We start from the raw sequence: 15,987 nt of genomic DNA, 5'->3' as shown, positions 1-15,987 counted from the left end.
AGCTTATTTTCAACGCAAAGTGTTATTGACAATGGCCCTTATCGTTGATAAGATGAAAGTACAAAAACCTACCTATTTACTCGGATTAAGTAAAGGCCGCAGGCATGAGTTATCGTCAGCGCGTTTAGCGGCTCTAATGATTTCGACATCACGGATGGGCTATGCATATACACGATGACATGGCTTGCCTAACAATGTTATGTATTCATGGAACATACCCATATTATGAGGAGGGCTTCATTCATGGCAAAAGTCGTAAACAATGTGACAGAACTCATCGGCGATACACCCCTTGTCCGCTTGAACCGGATCGTGCCGGAGGACAGTGCGGAGATCTATCTGAAGCTGGAATACCAGAACCCGGGAGCCAGCGTTAAAGACCGGATTGCGGTCAGCATCGTAGAGGAAGCGGAGAAGGAAGGCCGTTTGAAGCCGGGCGATACGATCATTGAAGCAACGAGCGGCAACACGGGAATCGGGCTGGCGATGGTGGCTGCGGCCAAAGGCTACAAAGCGGTCATCGTTATGCCTGAGACGATGAGCTTGGAACGCCGCAACCTGCTGCGCGCATACGGAGCCGAGCTTGTTCTGACGCCAGGCTCCGAGGGGATGAACGGGGCGGTGAAGAAGGCGGAGGAAATTCTGAAGGAGAACTCCGGATTTTTCATGGCTGAGCAGTTCAAGAACCAAGCGAACGTAAAGATTCACCGTGAAACGACAGGTCCTGAAATTGTAGAAGCGATCGAATCCATCGGCGGCACGCTAGATGCATTCGTAGCCGGGATCGGCACAGGCGGTACGATTACGGGTGCCGGCGAAGTGCTGAAGAGCCACTACCCTGACATTAAAATCTATGCGGTTGAGCCTGCAGCTTCCCCGATTCTGGCTGGCGGCAAGCCTGGCCCGCATAAAATTCAAGGCATCGGCGCGAACTTCGTTCCGGAAATTCTGAATCAGGAAATCTATGATGAAATCATTCATGTCGAGAATGAGGAAGCCTTCGAAACCTCCCGCCGCGTAGCGAAAGAAGAAGGCGTTCTTGGCGGAATTTCTTCCGGTGCAGCCGTTTACGCCGCATTGAAGGTTGCCAAGGAGCTCGGCAAAGGCAAGCGCGTGGTTGCCGTTATCCCGAGCAACGGGGAGCGCTACCTTAGCACGCCGCTCTATAACTTCGAGGCATAAATCGTTCATACAGCGTTGCCCTCAATGTGTTCATAGCATTGAGGGCTTTTTGTGTATACTACAACCATATTCGGCTGCTTCTGAACGTAAAAAAATATTGTTGGCCAAGCATGTTTTTAGGGTTTTCAAGCGAGGCGGGATACAGTATACTGACAGGCAACAGTAAGGGTTTATGCGTTCAATACTATAAGGGAGGATCGGCATGAAGAGAAGATTGGATTTGGCCCATTGGCTTGCGTGGGCTGCGGAGGGCTGGTCCGTACTTCCCTATCTGGTTCAATATAAAGGAAGTTCCAGAGGACTTCCTCCATCATGGAAGCAGGCTTGGAGATCGGCTTCTCCCTATGCTTTCGTATTCGAGAGCGGCAAGGGCGGACGTTATACGTATCTTGGCCTGCAACCGGCGTCCATCCTGCAGGGCAAGGGAGATGAGGGAGAGATCCTTACGCTGTCTACCGGAGAACGGCAAAAGGTTGCGGGTAAACCGCTGCATCTGCTGGAGAATTGGATGCATGCCTTTCGTGCGCCGCGGATTCAGGGGTGGCCGGATTTTCGCGGAGGCTGCGCGGGCTTTCTCAGCTATGACGTCATCCGCTCCATCGAACAGCTGCCGGCCTTGGCCAAGGACGAGCCCGGCTTCCCCGATTATTTATGGATGCAGATGAATGAGATTTGGATCTACGACCACAAGGATGAATCGATCTACTGCTCGATCCATGTTCCGTGGGATGGCCACAAACGGCAAGAGGATCAATCTGGTTTAAGCGATAAGTCCGCTTCGGGGAAGAATCAGGCTTCCGGTCTATCACCGGAGCAGGAGCTTTCGCTACGACAGCGGTACGCCGAAGCCGAGGCAAAGGCAGAGCGTATGCTGACTGCATGGAACGACTTGTTCGGCCAACCTTTGGAAGCCGGAGGCGAGGGCGAGTCCGAGAATTCAAGGCAGCAACGCAAGCGTGTGGAAAGGGCCGGGGAGCTGTCAGGACCTCATGTTGAAGGCTGGGACCGGCTCGAGATTGATTTCTCGCAGGATGCGTTTCAGCAGGCAGTGCTGGCCATCCAGGAGTATATAAGGCAAGGGGACGTGTTTCAGGTTAATCTGTCCCTCAGGCGGCATCTGAAGCTCCACGGGGATCCGGCAGAGGTCTATGAATGGATGCGGATCTTGAATCCGTCCCCTTACATGGGTTACCTGACGTCGCCGGGATTCAGTCTGGCCAGCGGATCGCCGGAGCTGCTGGTGAAGGTGGACGGCGATATCGTATCGGCCCGTCCGATTGCAGGAACCCGGCGCCGCGGGGGCAATCCAGAAGAGGATGCGGCGATGGAGGCTGAGCTTCTCGGCAGCGAGAAGGAACGCGCGGAGCATATCATGCTTGTTGATCTGGAGCGCAATGATATTGGCCGGATTGCAGCTTACGGCACCGTTCATGTCCCGGAGCTGATGACGGTGGAGCGGTATTCGCATGTCATGCATCTCGTATCGCAGGTCGAGGGACGGCTTGCGGAGGGCAGCAAGGCGTATGACGTCATTGCCGCCGTATTTCCTGGAGGCACGATAACGGGCGCACCCAAAATCCGGACGATGGAAATCATTGAGGAGCTGGAGCCGGTTACGAGAGGGCCCTACACCGGTTCGATGGGCTGGATTGACTATAACGGGGATATGGAGCTGAATATTATTATCCGAACCCTCGCGGTGAAGGATGGGATCGGCTACATTCAGACGGGGGCCGGCATCGTGATCGATTCGGATCCTTATCGGGAGTACAGGGAGTGCCATAACAAGGCAAAGGCTTTGATTGCAGCCTTGATGTGCAGTGAAGAAGAAGCTGCAGCCGTAGCTGCGGATATAGGGGGATAAACGTATGATACTTGTGATCGACAATTATGATTCATTTACGTACAACCTGGTTCAGTATTTGGGTGAGCTCGGTGAGGAAGTTAAGGTATTCCGGAACGATGAGATCGATATTGCCGGCATTGAAGCGCTGGCGCCGGATCATATTCTGATCTCCCCAGGTCCGTGCACACCTAACGAAGCAGGCGTCAGCTTGGAAGTCATATCCCATTTCAAAGGCGTTATCCCGATCTTCGGCGTTTGCCTGGGGCATCAGGCCATCGGCCAGGCCTTCGGCGGCAAGGTCGTCCGGGCCGAGCGGCTCATGCACGGCAAGACCTCGCCGATCCATCATGAGGGCCGTTCCGTCTTTGAGGGGCTGCCAAATCCGTTCACGGCGACGCGTTATCATTCGCTGATCGTTGAGAAGGAAAGCCTCCCGGACGAACTGGAGATTACCGCTTGGACCGAAGAAGGCGAAATTATGGGGCTTGCCCATAAACAGTACCCGGTGGAAGGCGTGCAGTTCCATCCGGAATCGATCATTACGGATCATGGCCATCAAATGCTCCGGAATTTCCTGAAGCGGACCGCAGGTGCCAAGGCATGAAATTTGTCGGCTTGAACGGCGGCATTGTCGAAGCTGCCCGGGCTGAAGTGTCTGTGTTGGACCACGGATTGTTATACGGGATGGGCGCGTTTGAGACGTTTCGCACCTATAACGGCCAGCCGTTCCTGCTGGAGCGGCATCTGAACCGTCTCGCTGAGAGCTGTGCATGGATGGGCATCGAATATCAGGCGGATCCGGAGTCCATCCGTGCCTGGATCACGGACCTAATGAACGCGAACGGGCTGGCGGATGCCTATATCCGTTATACGATAACGGCCGGCGAAGCTCCCCTGGGGTTGCCGTCGGGCGATTATGTCAAACCGGCGCAAATCTTGTTTGCCAAAGCACTGCCTGGGACGAATGGATCTTTATACGAGAAGGGACGGGCGCTGCGGCTCCTTTCTCTTCCCCGAAATACGCCGGAGTCGCCGATCCGGATGAAATCCTTGCATTATATGAATAATATACTCGCGAAGCGGGAGCTCGACCGTTACCCGACCCATTCGGAAGGGCCAACTGAAGGCTTGCTGCTAACAGCTGCCGGCGAGCTGGCTGAGGGAATCGTCAGCAACGTGTTTTTCGTGAAGCAGGGACGGCTGTATACGCCTGACCTCGGGACAGGCATTCTCCCCGGCATTACGCGGGCAGTTGTGCTGGAGCTGGCAGCGGAAGCCGGGATTCGAACCGAGGAGGGGCGCTACCGCTGGCGTGATCTGCTGGAAGCGGATGAAATATTTACGACTGGCTCCGTTCAGGAGATTGTACCGGTAACGACGCTGATTGGTCTGGACGATGTTCACCAGGTCGTTGGAGCAGGGACAACCGGTCCGATCACCCGGATTTTACTCGGAGCCTATCGAGAGAAAGCAGGGTTGCACCAATGAAAACCACGATATATGAACGGGAATACCGACTTAGCGAAGAAGCAGTCCTGAAGCTGGGACAATCGACGCTGATCATGGGGATATTGAATGTAACGCCGGATTCGTTCTCTGACGGCGGCCGGTATAATGATACGGAGCGGGCGCTCGCGCATGCGATGCAGCTGATCGAGGACGGAGCCGATCTGATTGATATCGGGGGGGAATCGACCCGCCCGGGTCATGAGCCGGTCGGAGTAGATGAGGAGCTCGCCCGGGTTATTCCGGTTGTGGAAGCGATCCACCGGCATGCCCCCCATATTCCGTTGTCGGTGGATACTTATAAGGCCGAGGTAGCCCGCCAGGCGATCCAAGCCGGCGCTCATATTATCAACGATATATGGGGGTTCAAAGAGGATCCGGACATGGCGAGAACAGCGGCGGAGCTCGGCTGCCCGGTTATCCTGATGCATAACCGCCGGAACCGGGATTATACCGACCTCGTGGAAGACGTGAAACGGGATTTGATGGAAAGTGTCGAAATTGCTCGAGCGGCCGGGGTGAAGGATGAACATATTTTGCTGGACCCGGGAATCGGGTTTGCGAAGGATTATATGGAGAACCTGCAGGTGATGGCATCGCTGGACAAGCTGGTTGAGCTCGGGTTTCCGGTGCTCCTGGCAACATCGCGCAAACGGTTCATTCAGACGACGCTCAATGCGCCTGCCCAAGATGTGCTGGAAGGAACAGCGGCTACGCTGGCTTACGGCATCGCGCAAGGCTGCCAGATCGTTCGGGTGCATGACGTGCTGCATATGAAACGCACGGCGAAGATGTGTGATGCGATGGTATATGCCTCGCCGGAACTGCGCCGGATGTGATTTTTTATCAGATTGGATGGAAGGGCGGAGCTAGAGAATGGATAAAATGATATTGAGCCGGATGGAATACTACGGTTATCATGGTGTGTTTGAGGAAGAGCGCAAGCTTGGTCAGCGTTTTTACGTCGATCTGGAGCTTGAGCTGGATCTCAGCAAGGCTGCGGCTGCCGACGATCTGACGTTAACGGTAAATTATGCCGAGATTCATGAGCTCCTTCAAGGCATCATGCGGCAGGAGTCCTTTCAATTAATTGAAGCTTTAGCGGAGCATATTGCAACTAAAGTACTGGACACTTATACTATTATCGATGCTTTAACGGTCCGATTAACGAAGCCGCACCCTCCTTTTGACATTCATTTCGAAGGTGTTACCATTGAGCTCCATCGGACCAGAAAGTGAGACGATCATGAATTCACACGCCACCTCTGAGTGCTCAGAGGCTTATATTGCTTTAGGGGCCAATTTGGGGGAACGTGAAGGGAACCTGATGGAAGCCCTGGAACGTTTGGATGATACGCCCGGCATTCAAGTGCTGCGAGTCTCCCATCTATACGAGACAGAGCCTGTAGGTTATATTGATCAGCCAATGTTCCTCAACATGGCGGCGGTTGTGTCGACATCCTTGAGTCCGCACGCGCTTCTTGCCGAAATGCAGCGGATAGAGAAGGAACTCGGCCGTGTCCGTCATATTCATTGGGGACCGCGGACGGTTGATCTGGATTTGCTGTGGATGGAGGGACGCCGCCTGGATACGCCGGAGCTGATGCTCCCGCATCCCCGCATGCAGGAGCGTTCGTTTGTTCTTAGGCCGCTTTCCGATATCGTATTTGAGGATGAGCCTTCCGGCTTGTACCGGGTGGTGCAGACAGCTCTTGCGAAACTGGAAGGAAAGGAAGGAATACAGCTTTGGAAAACAAGCAGCTGGCGCAGCGTATCCGCGCTTTCCGAAAATTAAAGGGTTTGACGCAGCAGGAACTGGCCGAGCGCACGGGCATTTCGCTGGCCGTGCTGGGGGCCGTTGAGCGGGGTAATCGCAAGGCCGAGGAGCAGATCCTTGCGAAGATTGCCGAGGTACTTGGAATTTCGCTGCAGGAGCTGAAGGCAAGAGGCTGATGCCCCGCTCGCCATGCATGTTATGCCGAAGCCGTGGCTCCGGAAAATGGAGATCCATGGATCACCTGCAAACCGAACAACCTCGATTTCGAAATCTCTTTCGGGAATTTCTAAGTCTACTGCATGTCGTCAGGGTATGAACTGCGTGCAGCTTGCTAATCACTATACCGTAACCTAGGGAGCAAGGCGCATTGGACATCCTGCCATCCTTTCATGAACTGGACGGGCGTGACGGAAATGGGTATGATGAATGAGTTTGAGAATTACGGATTCACTTTCTAGTCAGAGAGGGGATCATTCAGCGATATATATTTGAAGTAAAAAGGAGGGACATAACATGTTGAAAATCGGAGACATCGAGATGAAGAACCAGGTTGTTCTCGCCCCGATGGCGGGCGTGTGCAACCCGGCATTCCGGCTGATCGCCAAGGAATTCGGCACAGGCTTGGTCTGTGCGGAGATGGTTAGCGGCAAAGCAATTGTGCATGGGAATAAACGCACGCAGGAGATGCTGTTCGTCGACGAACGGGAGAAGCCGCTCAGCCTTCAGATTTTCGGCGGCGACCGAGATTCTCTCGTCGAGGCTGCAAAAGTTGTCGACCAGCAGACCAATGCCGATATCATTGATATCAATATGGGCTGTCCGGCACCTAAAGTGACGAAAATGGATGCCGGCGCCCGCTGGCTGCTGGATTCGAATAAAATTTACGAAATGGTGGCCGCCGTGGTGGATGCCGTTAACAAACCGGTTACGGTGAAAATGCGTACCGGCTGGGACAGCGAGCATATCTTTGCGGTTGAAAATGCCCAGGCGGTGGAACGCGCGGGCGGCCAGGCCGTCAGCGTCCACGGACGTACGCGGGAGCAGCTGTATACCGGACATGCCGATTGGAACATTATTCGGCAGGTGAAGGAAGCTGTGTCGATTCCGGTCATCGGCAACGGAGACGTGGTCACGCCCGAGGACGCCAAGCGGATGCTGGATACGACCGGCTGCGACGGGGTCATGATCGGCCGCGGTGCGCTGGGTAATCCTTGGATGCTGTACCGCACCGTGGAATATCTGAAGACAGGCGAGCTTCTTCCGGATCCGACGCCGCAGGAGAAGATTCGCATTGCTATTTTGCATATGGACCGGTTGATTGCCCTTCGGGGTGAGCAGGTAGCGGTCAAAGAGATGCGGAAGCATCTTGCTTGGTACCTCAAGGGTCTCAAGGGATCTGCCCGGATCAAGGATACCATTATGGAAGAAACGAAACGGGATGAAATGGTCAACATCCTGAACAGCTTCGTGGATTCACTCGAGGATCAAGGGGAGACGACCGCTAGTGCGTATCCTCAAACAGTTGCAGCGGTGGGATAATGATACGCTAAAAAGGCTGTTAACGGTGTGCCGTATATATCACCGTCGACAGCCTTGGCGCACATTGACTTTTTGAAATGGTTACCATATAATCTTTCAGTATAAATTCCAAGAAAGAAGCTTGCATCACGGGGAGGTTCTGATCCCCAAGAATTCGCATATAGTATGGTGATACCGTGGTATAAATTATTTACATGACAGGAGAATCGGTTAATGAGCGATAAAGAAGTCATTCTTACACAGGACGGTCTGAAGAAGCTGGAGGACGAACTTGAAAATCTAAAATCTGTGAAACGCCGCGAAGTGGCAGAGCGGATCAAGGTTGCCATCGGCTATGGCGATATTAGTGAAAACTCCGAATATGAAGACGCCAAGAACGAGCAGGCCTTTATCGAAGGACGAATCATTACGCTGGAGAAGATGCTCCGCAATGCGCGTATCATCAACCACGATGACATTAACACCGATATCGTCAGTGTCGGCAATACCGTTATCGTTGAAGATCTGGAGTTTGGCGACAAGATGGAATACACGATAGTGGGTACGGCAGAATCCGATCCGCTTAACAATAAGATTTCCAACGAAAGCCCTGTCGGCAAAGCGATCATCGGCAAGGCCAAAGGCTCGGTTGTTGATGTTAACGTTCCAGCGGGCGTTATTCAATATAAAATTGTAGATATTAAGAAGTAAGTCGGAATGTGATTGCGAAAGCTTCCTTCGGGGGGCTTTTTTAAATTAGATAGCTGTGTATAGGACTTAATCGTGTGATGCTGCGAAATGGGCAAGCCATACCTTTAAGTCCTTGGCGAATATGCACACCTGCAGGAAGATGTAGTCACGAACGAAGAGCTCGGACGGCGCTGTGTGATGCTGTTATTTGTTGGTGACGGGACTATGTATGGAAGTGAAATGAAGGAGATGAGCGACAATGACGGAAGAAATCAATAACCAGGAACAGGAGCAGGAGCTAAGTGAGCTTCTGCAGATTCGACGCAATAAATTGGACGAGCTTCGGAAGCTTGGCATCGACCCGTTCGGGGGAAAATACGAAAGAGAGCATCATGCCGGCGATATCGTGAAGGCGTATGACGCACTTTCCAAGGAAGAGCTCGATGAGAAGCAGGTGGAAGTGAATCTGGCCGGCCGGATTATGGCCAAGCGCGGCATGGGTAAGGCTTCTTTCGCCCATATCCAGGATTTGAGCGGTCGAATTCAGATTTATGTTCGTCAGGATACGGTTGCCGAGGCACAGTACGAAGCGTTCAGCATTCTCGATCTTGGGGACATCATCGGCGTGAAGGGTGTTCTCTTCAAGACGAAGACCGGTGAGTTAACCGTGAAAGTGATGGAGATTGAGGTTCTTTCAAAATCACTGTATCCGCTCCCTGAGAAGTTCCATGGTTTGAAGGATGTGGAACTTCGTTACCGTCAGCGTTACGTCGACCTGATCATCAATCCGGACGTTCAGAAGACCTTCATTACCCGTTCCCGCATAATTCAGTCGATGCGCCGTTACCTCGATTCGTTAGGATATCTTGAGGTGGAAACGCCGACCCTGCATTCGATCGCGGGGGGAGCTGCCGCCCGTCCGTTTATTACGCATCATAATGCGCTCGATATGGAGCTGTACATGCGTATTGCGATTGAGCTTCATCTTAAGCGTCTGATTGTGGGCGGATTGGAGAAAGTATACGAGATCGGCCGCGTGTACCGGAATGAAGGGATCTCGACCCGTCATAATCCGGAGTTCACCATGATTGAGCTGTATGAAGCATATGCCGATTACAAGGATATTATGGCCCTGACCGAAAACATGATCGCTCACATTGCCCAGGAAGTACTGGGCACGCAGGTCATCAATTATCAAGGGCATGAAGTCAACTTGAAGCCGCAATGGCGCCGCGTATCCATGGTGGATGCGGTTAAGGAAGTTGTCGGGGTAGATTTCGGCGTTCAGATGACGAACGAGGAAGCCCACCGCCTGGCAAAAGAGCATAAAGTGCCGGTTGAGCCGCATATGACCTTTGGCCATATTCTGAATGCGTTCTTCGAGCAGTTCGTCGAGGAGACGTTGATTCAACCGACCTTCGTTACCGGTCATCCGGTTGAAATTTCGCCGCTGGCGAAAAAGAATGACGTCGACCCGCGCTTTACGGATCGTTTTGAGCTGTTTATCGTAGCCCGTGAGCATGCCAATGCATTCTCCGAGCTGAATGATCCGATCGATCAGCGCCAGCGCTTTGAAGCCCAGCTGAAAGAGAAGGAGCAGGGGAACGATGAAGCGCATGAGATGGATGAGGATTTCCTGCGTGCGCTGGAGTATGGCATGCCGCCGACAGGCGGACTCGGCATCGGTATCGATCGTTTGATCATGCTGCTGACCGATTCACCGTCCATCCGCGATGTACTGCTCTTCCCGCATATGCGTAATCGTGAGTAGTACGAAGACGTTCTTACAATGAGATTTCTGAGACAGTCAGCTTGATAGCTGGCTGTTTTTTTATGACTTCTTTCCATTGTTCCTTGTTTATGTGGCTGTATCATTAAACGAAGGTAGTCTCCTTCATGCATTTAAGTAGAATCTTTCCGCAAAATGGATCGAGCAATAGGAGAGGCGTGAAGCTCGTACGGAGAGGAACCTGCAATCGTTAATCGGTTAGGGACGGATATACGGCGGCGGCCTATGGATGATTTAATGATCATTCATTACAAATGACGAGGATGATTTTACCACAAGGTAATATTGTAATTAAGGGTTGCACAATTCTAAATCCCATGGTATATTATATTTCCGGCCAAGAAAACAGCCGGTAAGCACACCGGATTGAACAAGCTAAAGAGAATGGATTGAAAAAAGAAATTCAAAAAAAAGCTTGCATTAATCGAAAGAGTGTGATAAGATATAAAAGTTGCTAGCGAGAGAGACTGCTGGTAACGAACGAAAAGGTTGATCTTTGAAAACTGAACAACGAGTGAGTAAAAACGAACCGCTTCGGCGGGGAGTTACAATAGAGAATTGAACAAATTCTCGTCAGTTTTTCTAAATGAGCTTAATCGCTCTTTCAAGACTCACCAGATTTGATTCACTCATCCGAGTGGAACCCAAATCCGGCGAGGTCGATCGTCCTTCGGACGATCTTTATTGGAGAGTTTGATCCTGGCTCAGGACGAACGCTGGCGGCGTGCCTAATACATGCAAGTCGAGCGGACTTGATGAGGAGCTTGCTTCTCTGAGAGTTAGCGGCGGACGGGTGAGTAACACGTAGGCAACCTGCCCTCAAGACTGGGATAACTACCGGAAACGGTAGCTAATACCGGATAATTAAATTCGCTGCATGGCGGAGTTATGAAAGGCGGAGCAATCTGTCACTTGAGGATGGGCCTGCGGCGCATTAGCTAGTTGGTGAGGTAACGGCTCACCAAGGCGACGATGCGTAGCCGACCTGAGAGGGTGAACGGCCACACTGGGACTGAGACACGGCCCAGACTCCTACGGGAGGCAGCAGTAGGGAATCTTCCGCAATGGGCGAAAGCCTGACGGAGCAACGCCGCGTGAGTGATGAAGGTTTTCGGATCGTAAAGCTCTGTTGCCAGGGAAGAACGTCTCATAGAGTAACTGCTATGAGAGTGACGGTACCTGAGAAGAAAGCCCCGGCTAACTACGTGCCAGCAGCCGCGGTAATACGTAGGGGGCAAGCGTTGTCCGGAATTATTGGGCGTAAAGCGCGCGCAGGCGGTTCTTTAAGTCTGGTGTTTAAACCCGAGGCTCAACTTCGGGACGCACTGGAAACTGGGGAACTTGAGTGCAGAAGAGGAGAGTGGAATTCCACGTGTAGCGGTGAAATGCGTAGATATGTGGAGGAACACCAGTGGCGAAGGCGACTCTCTGGGCTGTAACTGACGCTGAGGCGCGAAAGCGTGGGGAGCGAACAGGATTAGATACCCTGGTAGTCCACGCCGTAAACGATGAATGCTAGGTGTTAGGGGTTTCGATACCCTTGGTGCCGAAGTTAACACATTAAGCATTCCGCCTGGGGAGTACGGTCGCAAGACTGAAACTCAAAGGAATTGACGGGGACCCGCACAAGCAGTGGAGTATGTGGTTTAATTCGAAGCAACGCGAAGAACCTTACCAAGTCTTGACATCCCTCTGAATCCTCTAGAGATAGAGGCGGCCTTCGGGACAGAGGAGACAGGTGGTGCATGGTTGTCGTCAGCTCGTGTCGTGAGATGTTGGGTTAAGTCCCGCAACGAGCGCAACCCTTGATCTTAGTTGCCAGCACTCTGGGTGGGCACTCTAAGGTGACTGCCGGTGACAAACCGGAGGAAGGTGGGGATGACGTCAAATCATCATGCCCCTTATGACTTGGGCTACACACGTACTACAATGGCTGGTACAACGGGAAGCGAAGCCGCGAGGTGGAGCCAATCCTAAAAAGCCAGTCTCAGTTCGGATTGCAGGCTGCAACTCGCCTGCATGAAGTCGGAATTGCTAGTAATCGCGGATCAGCATGCCGCGGTGAATACGTTCCCGGGTCTTGTACACACCGCCCGTCACACCACGAGAGTTTACAACACCCGAAGTCGGTGGGGTAACCCGCAAGGGAGCCAGCCGCCGAAGGTGGGGTAGATGATTGGGGTGAAGTCGTAACAAGGTAGCCGTATCGGAAGGTGCGGCTGGATCACCTCCTTTCTATGGAGTACCTCGCTTCCGTAGCGAAGCGGTACAAATAAGGCTGACTGTAAAGTCGCCGATTCCTTTGCGAAAGCAAAGACACCAAATCAGGTTTAGGCCTGTTACTCACTCGTTGGTCAGTTTTGAGAGTTCAACCTCTCATTTGATCCTTGAAAACTAGATAACGAAACGAATTTGCGTTTTAGAAATATCCTTCTCTAACGACTTGTGTCAAGTGATTGACCAAGAAGTGAAAGAGTAGCGTTAGAGCGAAAGATTCGTGACAGGTGATCCTTTGGAAGCTTGTTTCACCATTGAGTGGTTTTATCCAATCAGGAAACAAGCGAACAACAGAGCACATGGCACGAAGCTGGAGCGACATGGTTAAGCTACTAAGAGCACACGGAGGATGCCTAGGCGCTAGGAGCCGATGAAGGACGTGGCGAACAACGATACTGCCTCGGGGAGCTGTAAGCAAGCTTCGATCCGGGGATGTCCGAATGGGGAAACCCAGCTGGTGTAATAGCCAGTTACCCGTATCTGAATACATAGGATGCGAGGAGGCATACCCAGGGAACTGAAACATCTAAGTACCTGGAGGAAGAGAAAACAAGAGTGATTCCGTCAGTAGCGGCGAGCGAACGCGGAACAGCCTAAACCAGAGAGCTTGCTCTCTGGGGTTGTGGGACGTCTCACATGGAGTTACAAAGGTTTAGATTAGACGAACAGGTCTGGAAAGGCCGGCCATAGAAGGTAAAAGCCCTGTAATCGAAAATGTGAACCCTCCGAGACGGATCCCGAGTAGTGCGGGGCACGTGAAACCCCGTATGAATCCAGCAGGACCATCTGCTAAGGCTAAATACTCCCTAGCGACCGATAGTGAAGCAGTACCGTGAGGGAAAGGTGAAAAGCACCCCGGAAGGGGAGTGAAATAGAACCTGAAACCGTGTGCTTACAAGAAGTCAGAGCCCGATCTATGGGTGATGGCGTGCCTTTTGTAGAATGAACCGGCGAGTTACGTTCCCATGCAAGGTTAAGGCGAGAAGCCGTAGCCGCAGCGAAAGCGAGTCTGAATAGGGCGCTTTAGTATGTGGACGTAGACCCGAAACCGTGTGATCTACCCCTGTCCAGGGTGAAGGTGCGGTAACACGCACTGGAGGCCCGAACCCACGTACGTTGAAAAGTGCGGGGATGAGGTGGGGGTAGCGGAGAAATTCCAATCGAACTCGGAGATAGCTGGTTCTCCCCGAAATAGCTTTAGGGCTAGCCTCGGAAATTAGAGTCGTGGAGGTAGAGCACTGATTGGGTGCGGGGCCCGCAAGGGTTACCAAGCTCAGTCAAACTCCGAATGCCATAGACTTATATCCGGGAGTCAGACAGTGAGTGCTAAGATCCATTGTCAAAAGGGAAACAGCCCAGACCATCAGCTAAGGTCCCCAAGTGTGTGTTAAGTGGGAAAGGATGTGGAGTTGCACAGACAACCAGGATGTTGGCTTAGAAGCAGCCACCATTTAAAGAGTGCGTAATAGCTCACTGGTCGAGTGACTCTGCGCCGAAAATGTAACGGGGCTAAACACACCACCGAAGCTATGGCTTGATGCTTGCATCAGGGGTAGGGGAGCGTTGTATGCAGGTTGAAGGTGTACCGTAAGGAGCGCTGGACAGCATACAAGTGAGAATGCCGGTATGAGTAACGAAAAGATCAGTGAGAATCTGATCCGCCGAAAGCCCAAGGTTTCCTGAGGAAGGCTCGTCCGCTCAGGGTAAGTCGGGACCTAAGGCGAGGCCGAAAGGCGTAGTCGAAGGACAACAGGTTGAAATTCCTGTACCACCGTAAACCGTTATGAACGATGGGGTGACGCAGGAGGGTAGTGACGCGGACTGATGGATGTCCGTCCAAGCAGTGAGGCTGATGTGTAGGCAAATCCGCACATCGTTAAGGCTGGGCTGTGATGGGGAGTGAAAATTACAGTAGCGAAGGTCATGATCTCACACTGCCAAGAAAAGCCTCTAGTCAGGTGAAGGTGCCCGTACCGCAAACCGACACAGGTAGGCGAGAAGAGAATTCTAAGGCGCGCGGAAGAACTCTCGTTAAGGAACTCGGCAAAATGACCCCGTAACTTCGGGAGAAGGGGTGCCTCGGTAGGGTGAATAGCCCGAGGGGGCCGCAGTGAAAAGGCCCAAGCGACTGTTTAGCAAAAACACAGGTCTGTGCGAAGCCGCAAGGCGAAGTATACGGGCTGACGCCTGCCCGGTGCTGGAAGGTTAAGGGGAGCGGTTAGGAGGTAACTCCGAAGCTGTGAACCGAAGCCCCAGTAAACGGCGGCCGTAACTATAACGGTCCTAAGGTAGCGAAATTCCTTGTCAGGTAAATTCTGACCCGCACGAATGGCGTAACGACTTGGGCGCTGTCTCAACGAGAGATCCGGTGAAATTTTAATACCTGTGAAGATGCAGGTTACCCGCGACAAGACGGAAAGACCCCATGGAGCTTTACTGCAGCTTGATATTGGATTTGGGTACGATCTGTACAGGATAGGTGGGAGCCTAAGAAGCATGAGCGCCAGCTTGTGTGGAGGCGACGTTGGGATACCACCCTGATCGTATCTAGGTTCTAACCTGGTACCGTGATCCGGTACGGGGACAGTGTCAGGCGGGCAGTTTGACTGGGGCGGTCGCCTCCTAAAGAGTAACGGAGGCGCCCCAAGGTTCCCTCAGAATGGTTGGAAATCATTCGAAGAGTGCAAAGGCATAAGGGAGCTTGACTGCGAGACCTACAAGTCGAGCAGGGACGAAAGTCGGGCTTAGTGATCCGGTGGTACCGCATGGAAGGGCCATCGCTCAACGGATAAAAGCTACCCTGGGGATAACAGGCTTATCTCCCCCAAGAGTCCACATCGACGGGGAGGTTTGGCACCTCGATGTCGGCTCATCGCATCCTGGGGCTGAAGTAGGTCCCAAGGGTTGGGCTGTTCGCCCATTAAAGCGGTACGCGAGCTGGGTTCAGAACGTCGTGAGACAGTTCGGTCCCTATCTGTCGTGGGCGTAGGAAATTTGAGAGGAGCTGTCCTTAGTACGAGAGGACCGGGATGGACGTACCGCTGGTGCACCAGTTGTTCCGCCAGGAGCATGGCTGGGTAGCTACGTACGGACGGGATAAGCGCTGAAAGCATCTAAGCGTGAAGCCCCCCTCAAGATGAGATTTCCCAGTATGTAAGACCCCTTGAAGACGACGAGGTAGATAGGTTGGAGGTGGAAGTGCAGTAATGCATGGAGCTGACCAATACTAATCGGTCGAGGGCTTATCCTAAAAGCTTTCTGAAAGAAAGCTCGCTACGGAAGCATAAAGATTTTTCAGTAAGACGCAAAGACGTTTCGTATCTAGTTTTCAAGGTTCAAAAGATCTTGAAACGATTTTGAAGCTGCATGCCTTTTCTAAGGCTTGATATTTTGCTGGTGAGC

11 protein-coding genes and 2 rRNA genes are annotated in these 15,987 nt (G+C 52.5%); all 13 read left to right on the top strand.

The genetic code is table 11. The features are described from left to right. Nucleotides 1-243 precede the first annotated feature (243 nt). The 13 genes from cysK (at nucleotide 244) to NST44_RS04750 (ending at nucleotide 15,835) form a co-directional block, all read left to right on the top strand. Nucleotides 244-1,182, top strand: coding sequence for a cysteine synthase A (gene cysK / locus NST44_RS04810; protein ID WP_007132897.1), 939 nt, complete (start codon nucleotides 244-246; stop codon nucleotides 1,180-1,182). A 202-nt stretch (nucleotides 1,183-1,384) separates the two neighbouring features. Next, on the top strand, nucleotides 1,385-3,046 hold the full coding sequence (locus NST44_RS04805; protein WP_007132898.1) for an anthranilate synthase component I family protein: 1,662 nt from the start codon (nucleotides 1,385-1,387) through the stop codon (nucleotides 3,044-3,046). Between the two features lie 4 nt (nucleotides 3,047-3,050). Further along, a complete protein-coding gene (gene pabA / locus NST44_RS04800; RefSeq protein WP_007132899.1) occupies nucleotides 3,051-3,632 on the top strand; it encodes an aminodeoxychorismate/anthranilate synthase component II in 582 nt (193 codons plus the stop codon). Continuing rightward, a complete protein-coding gene (locus NST44_RS04795) occupies nucleotides 3,629-4,516 on the top strand; it encodes an aminotransferase class IV (RefSeq protein WP_007132900.1) in 888 nt (295 codons plus the stop codon). The genes pabA and NST44_RS04795 overlap by 4 nt, the downstream gene beginning before the upstream one ends. Next, nucleotides 4,513-5,373, top strand: coding sequence for a dihydropteroate synthase (gene folP / locus NST44_RS04790; protein ID WP_007132901.1), 861 nt, complete (start codon nucleotides 4,513-4,515; stop codon nucleotides 5,371-5,373). The genes NST44_RS04795 and folP overlap by 4 nt, the downstream gene beginning before the upstream one ends. Before the next feature lie 37 nt (nucleotides 5,374-5,410). Then, nucleotides 5,411-5,773: a dihydroneopterin aldolase gene (folB, locus tag NST44_RS04785; protein ID WP_007132902.1), complete on the top strand. Its 363-nt coding sequence runs from the start codon at nucleotides 5,411-5,413 to the stop codon at nucleotides 5,771-5,773. Nucleotides 5,774-5,780: 7 nt separating this feature from the next. Continuing rightward, entirely contained in the window at nucleotides 5,781-6,329 is a 549-nt protein-coding gene (gene folK, locus NST44_RS04780) for a 2-amino-4-hydroxy-6-hydroxymethyldihydropteridine diphosphokinase (RefSeq protein ID WP_007132903.1), read from the top strand. Next, a complete protein-coding gene (locus NST44_RS04775; RefSeq protein ID WP_007132904.1) occupies nucleotides 6,281-6,487 on the top strand; it encodes a helix-turn-helix domain-containing protein in 207 nt (68 codons plus the stop codon). Before folK ends, NST44_RS04775 begins: the two co-directional genes overlap by 49 nt. Nucleotides 6,488-6,824: 337 nt before the next feature. Continuing rightward, on the top strand, nucleotides 6,825-7,850 hold the full coding sequence (gene dusB, locus NST44_RS04770) for a tRNA dihydrouridine synthase DusB (RefSeq protein WP_007132905.1): 1,026 nt from the start codon (nucleotides 6,825-6,827) through the stop codon (nucleotides 7,848-7,850). 213 nt (nucleotides 7,851-8,063) lie between these two features. Continuing rightward, complete coding sequence (gene greA, locus NST44_RS04765) at nucleotides 8,064-8,540, top strand: transcription elongation factor GreA (protein ID WP_007132906.1); 477 nt, start codon at nucleotides 8,064-8,066, stop codon at nucleotides 8,538-8,540. A gap of 238 nt (nucleotides 8,541-8,778) precedes the next feature. Next, on the top strand, nucleotides 8,779-10,290 hold the full coding sequence (lysS, locus tag NST44_RS04760) for a lysine--tRNA ligase (protein WP_028405997.1): 1,512 nt from the start codon (nucleotides 8,779-8,781) through the stop codon (nucleotides 10,288-10,290). 699 nt (nucleotides 10,291-10,989) lie between these two features. Further along, nucleotides 10,990-12,543 (top strand): 16S ribosomal RNA (locus NST44_RS04755). 364 nt (nucleotides 12,544-12,907) lie between these two features. Further along, nucleotides 12,908-15,835: ribosomal RNA gene (locus NST44_RS04750) — 23S ribosomal RNA — on the top strand. The 16S and 23S rRNA genes sit together here, the layout of an rRNA operon. Nucleotides 15,836-15,987: the final 152 nt, after the last annotated feature.

Source organism: Paenibacillus sp. FSL W8-0919 (genome assembly GCF_038003785.1).
Taxonomy (GTDB): Bacteria; Bacillota; Bacilli; order Paenibacillales; family Paenibacillaceae; genus Paenibacillus_AQ; species Paenibacillus_AQ lactis.
The sequence above is the reverse complement of the archived record's forward strand: the minus strand, read 5'-3'. Positions and strand labels throughout refer to the sequence as shown.

What these genes read in the sequence shown, in the direction of transcription:
- NST44_RS04805 (WP_007132898.1), top strand. Translation starts at nt 1,385, where the DNA reads ATGAAGAGAAGATTGGATTTGGCCCATTGGCTTGCGTGGGCTGCGGAG.
- pabA (WP_007132899.1), top strand. Translation starts at nt 3,051, where the DNA reads ATGATACTTGTGATCGACAATTATGATTCATTTACGTACAACCTGGTT.
- folP (WP_007132901.1), top strand. Translation starts at nt 4,513, where the DNA reads ATGAAAACCACGATATATGAACGGGAATACCGACTTAGCGAAGAAGCA.
- cysK (WP_007132897.1), top strand. Translation starts at nt 244, where the DNA reads ATGGCAAAAGTCGTAAACAATGTGACAGAACTCATCGGCGATACACCC.
- lysS (WP_028405997.1), top strand. Translation starts at nt 8,779, where the DNA reads ATGACGGAAGAAATCAATAACCAGGAACAGGAGCAGGAGCTAAGTGAG.
- NST44_RS04795 (WP_007132900.1), top strand. Translation starts at nt 3,629, where the DNA reads ATGAAATTTGTCGGCTTGAACGGCGGCATTGTCGAAGCTGCCCGGGCT.
- greA (WP_007132906.1), top strand. Translation starts at nt 8,064, where the DNA reads ATGAGCGATAAAGAAGTCATTCTTACACAGGACGGTCTGAAGAAGCTG.
- folB (WP_007132902.1), top strand. Translation starts at nt 5,411, where the DNA reads ATGGATAAAATGATATTGAGCCGGATGGAATACTACGGTTATCATGGT.
- folK (WP_007132903.1), top strand. Translation starts at nt 5,781, where the DNA reads ATGAATTCACACGCCACCTCTGAGTGCTCAGAGGCTTATATTGCTTTA.
- dusB (WP_007132905.1), top strand. Translation starts at nt 6,825, where the DNA reads ATGTTGAAAATCGGAGACATCGAGATGAAGAACCAGGTTGTTCTCGCC.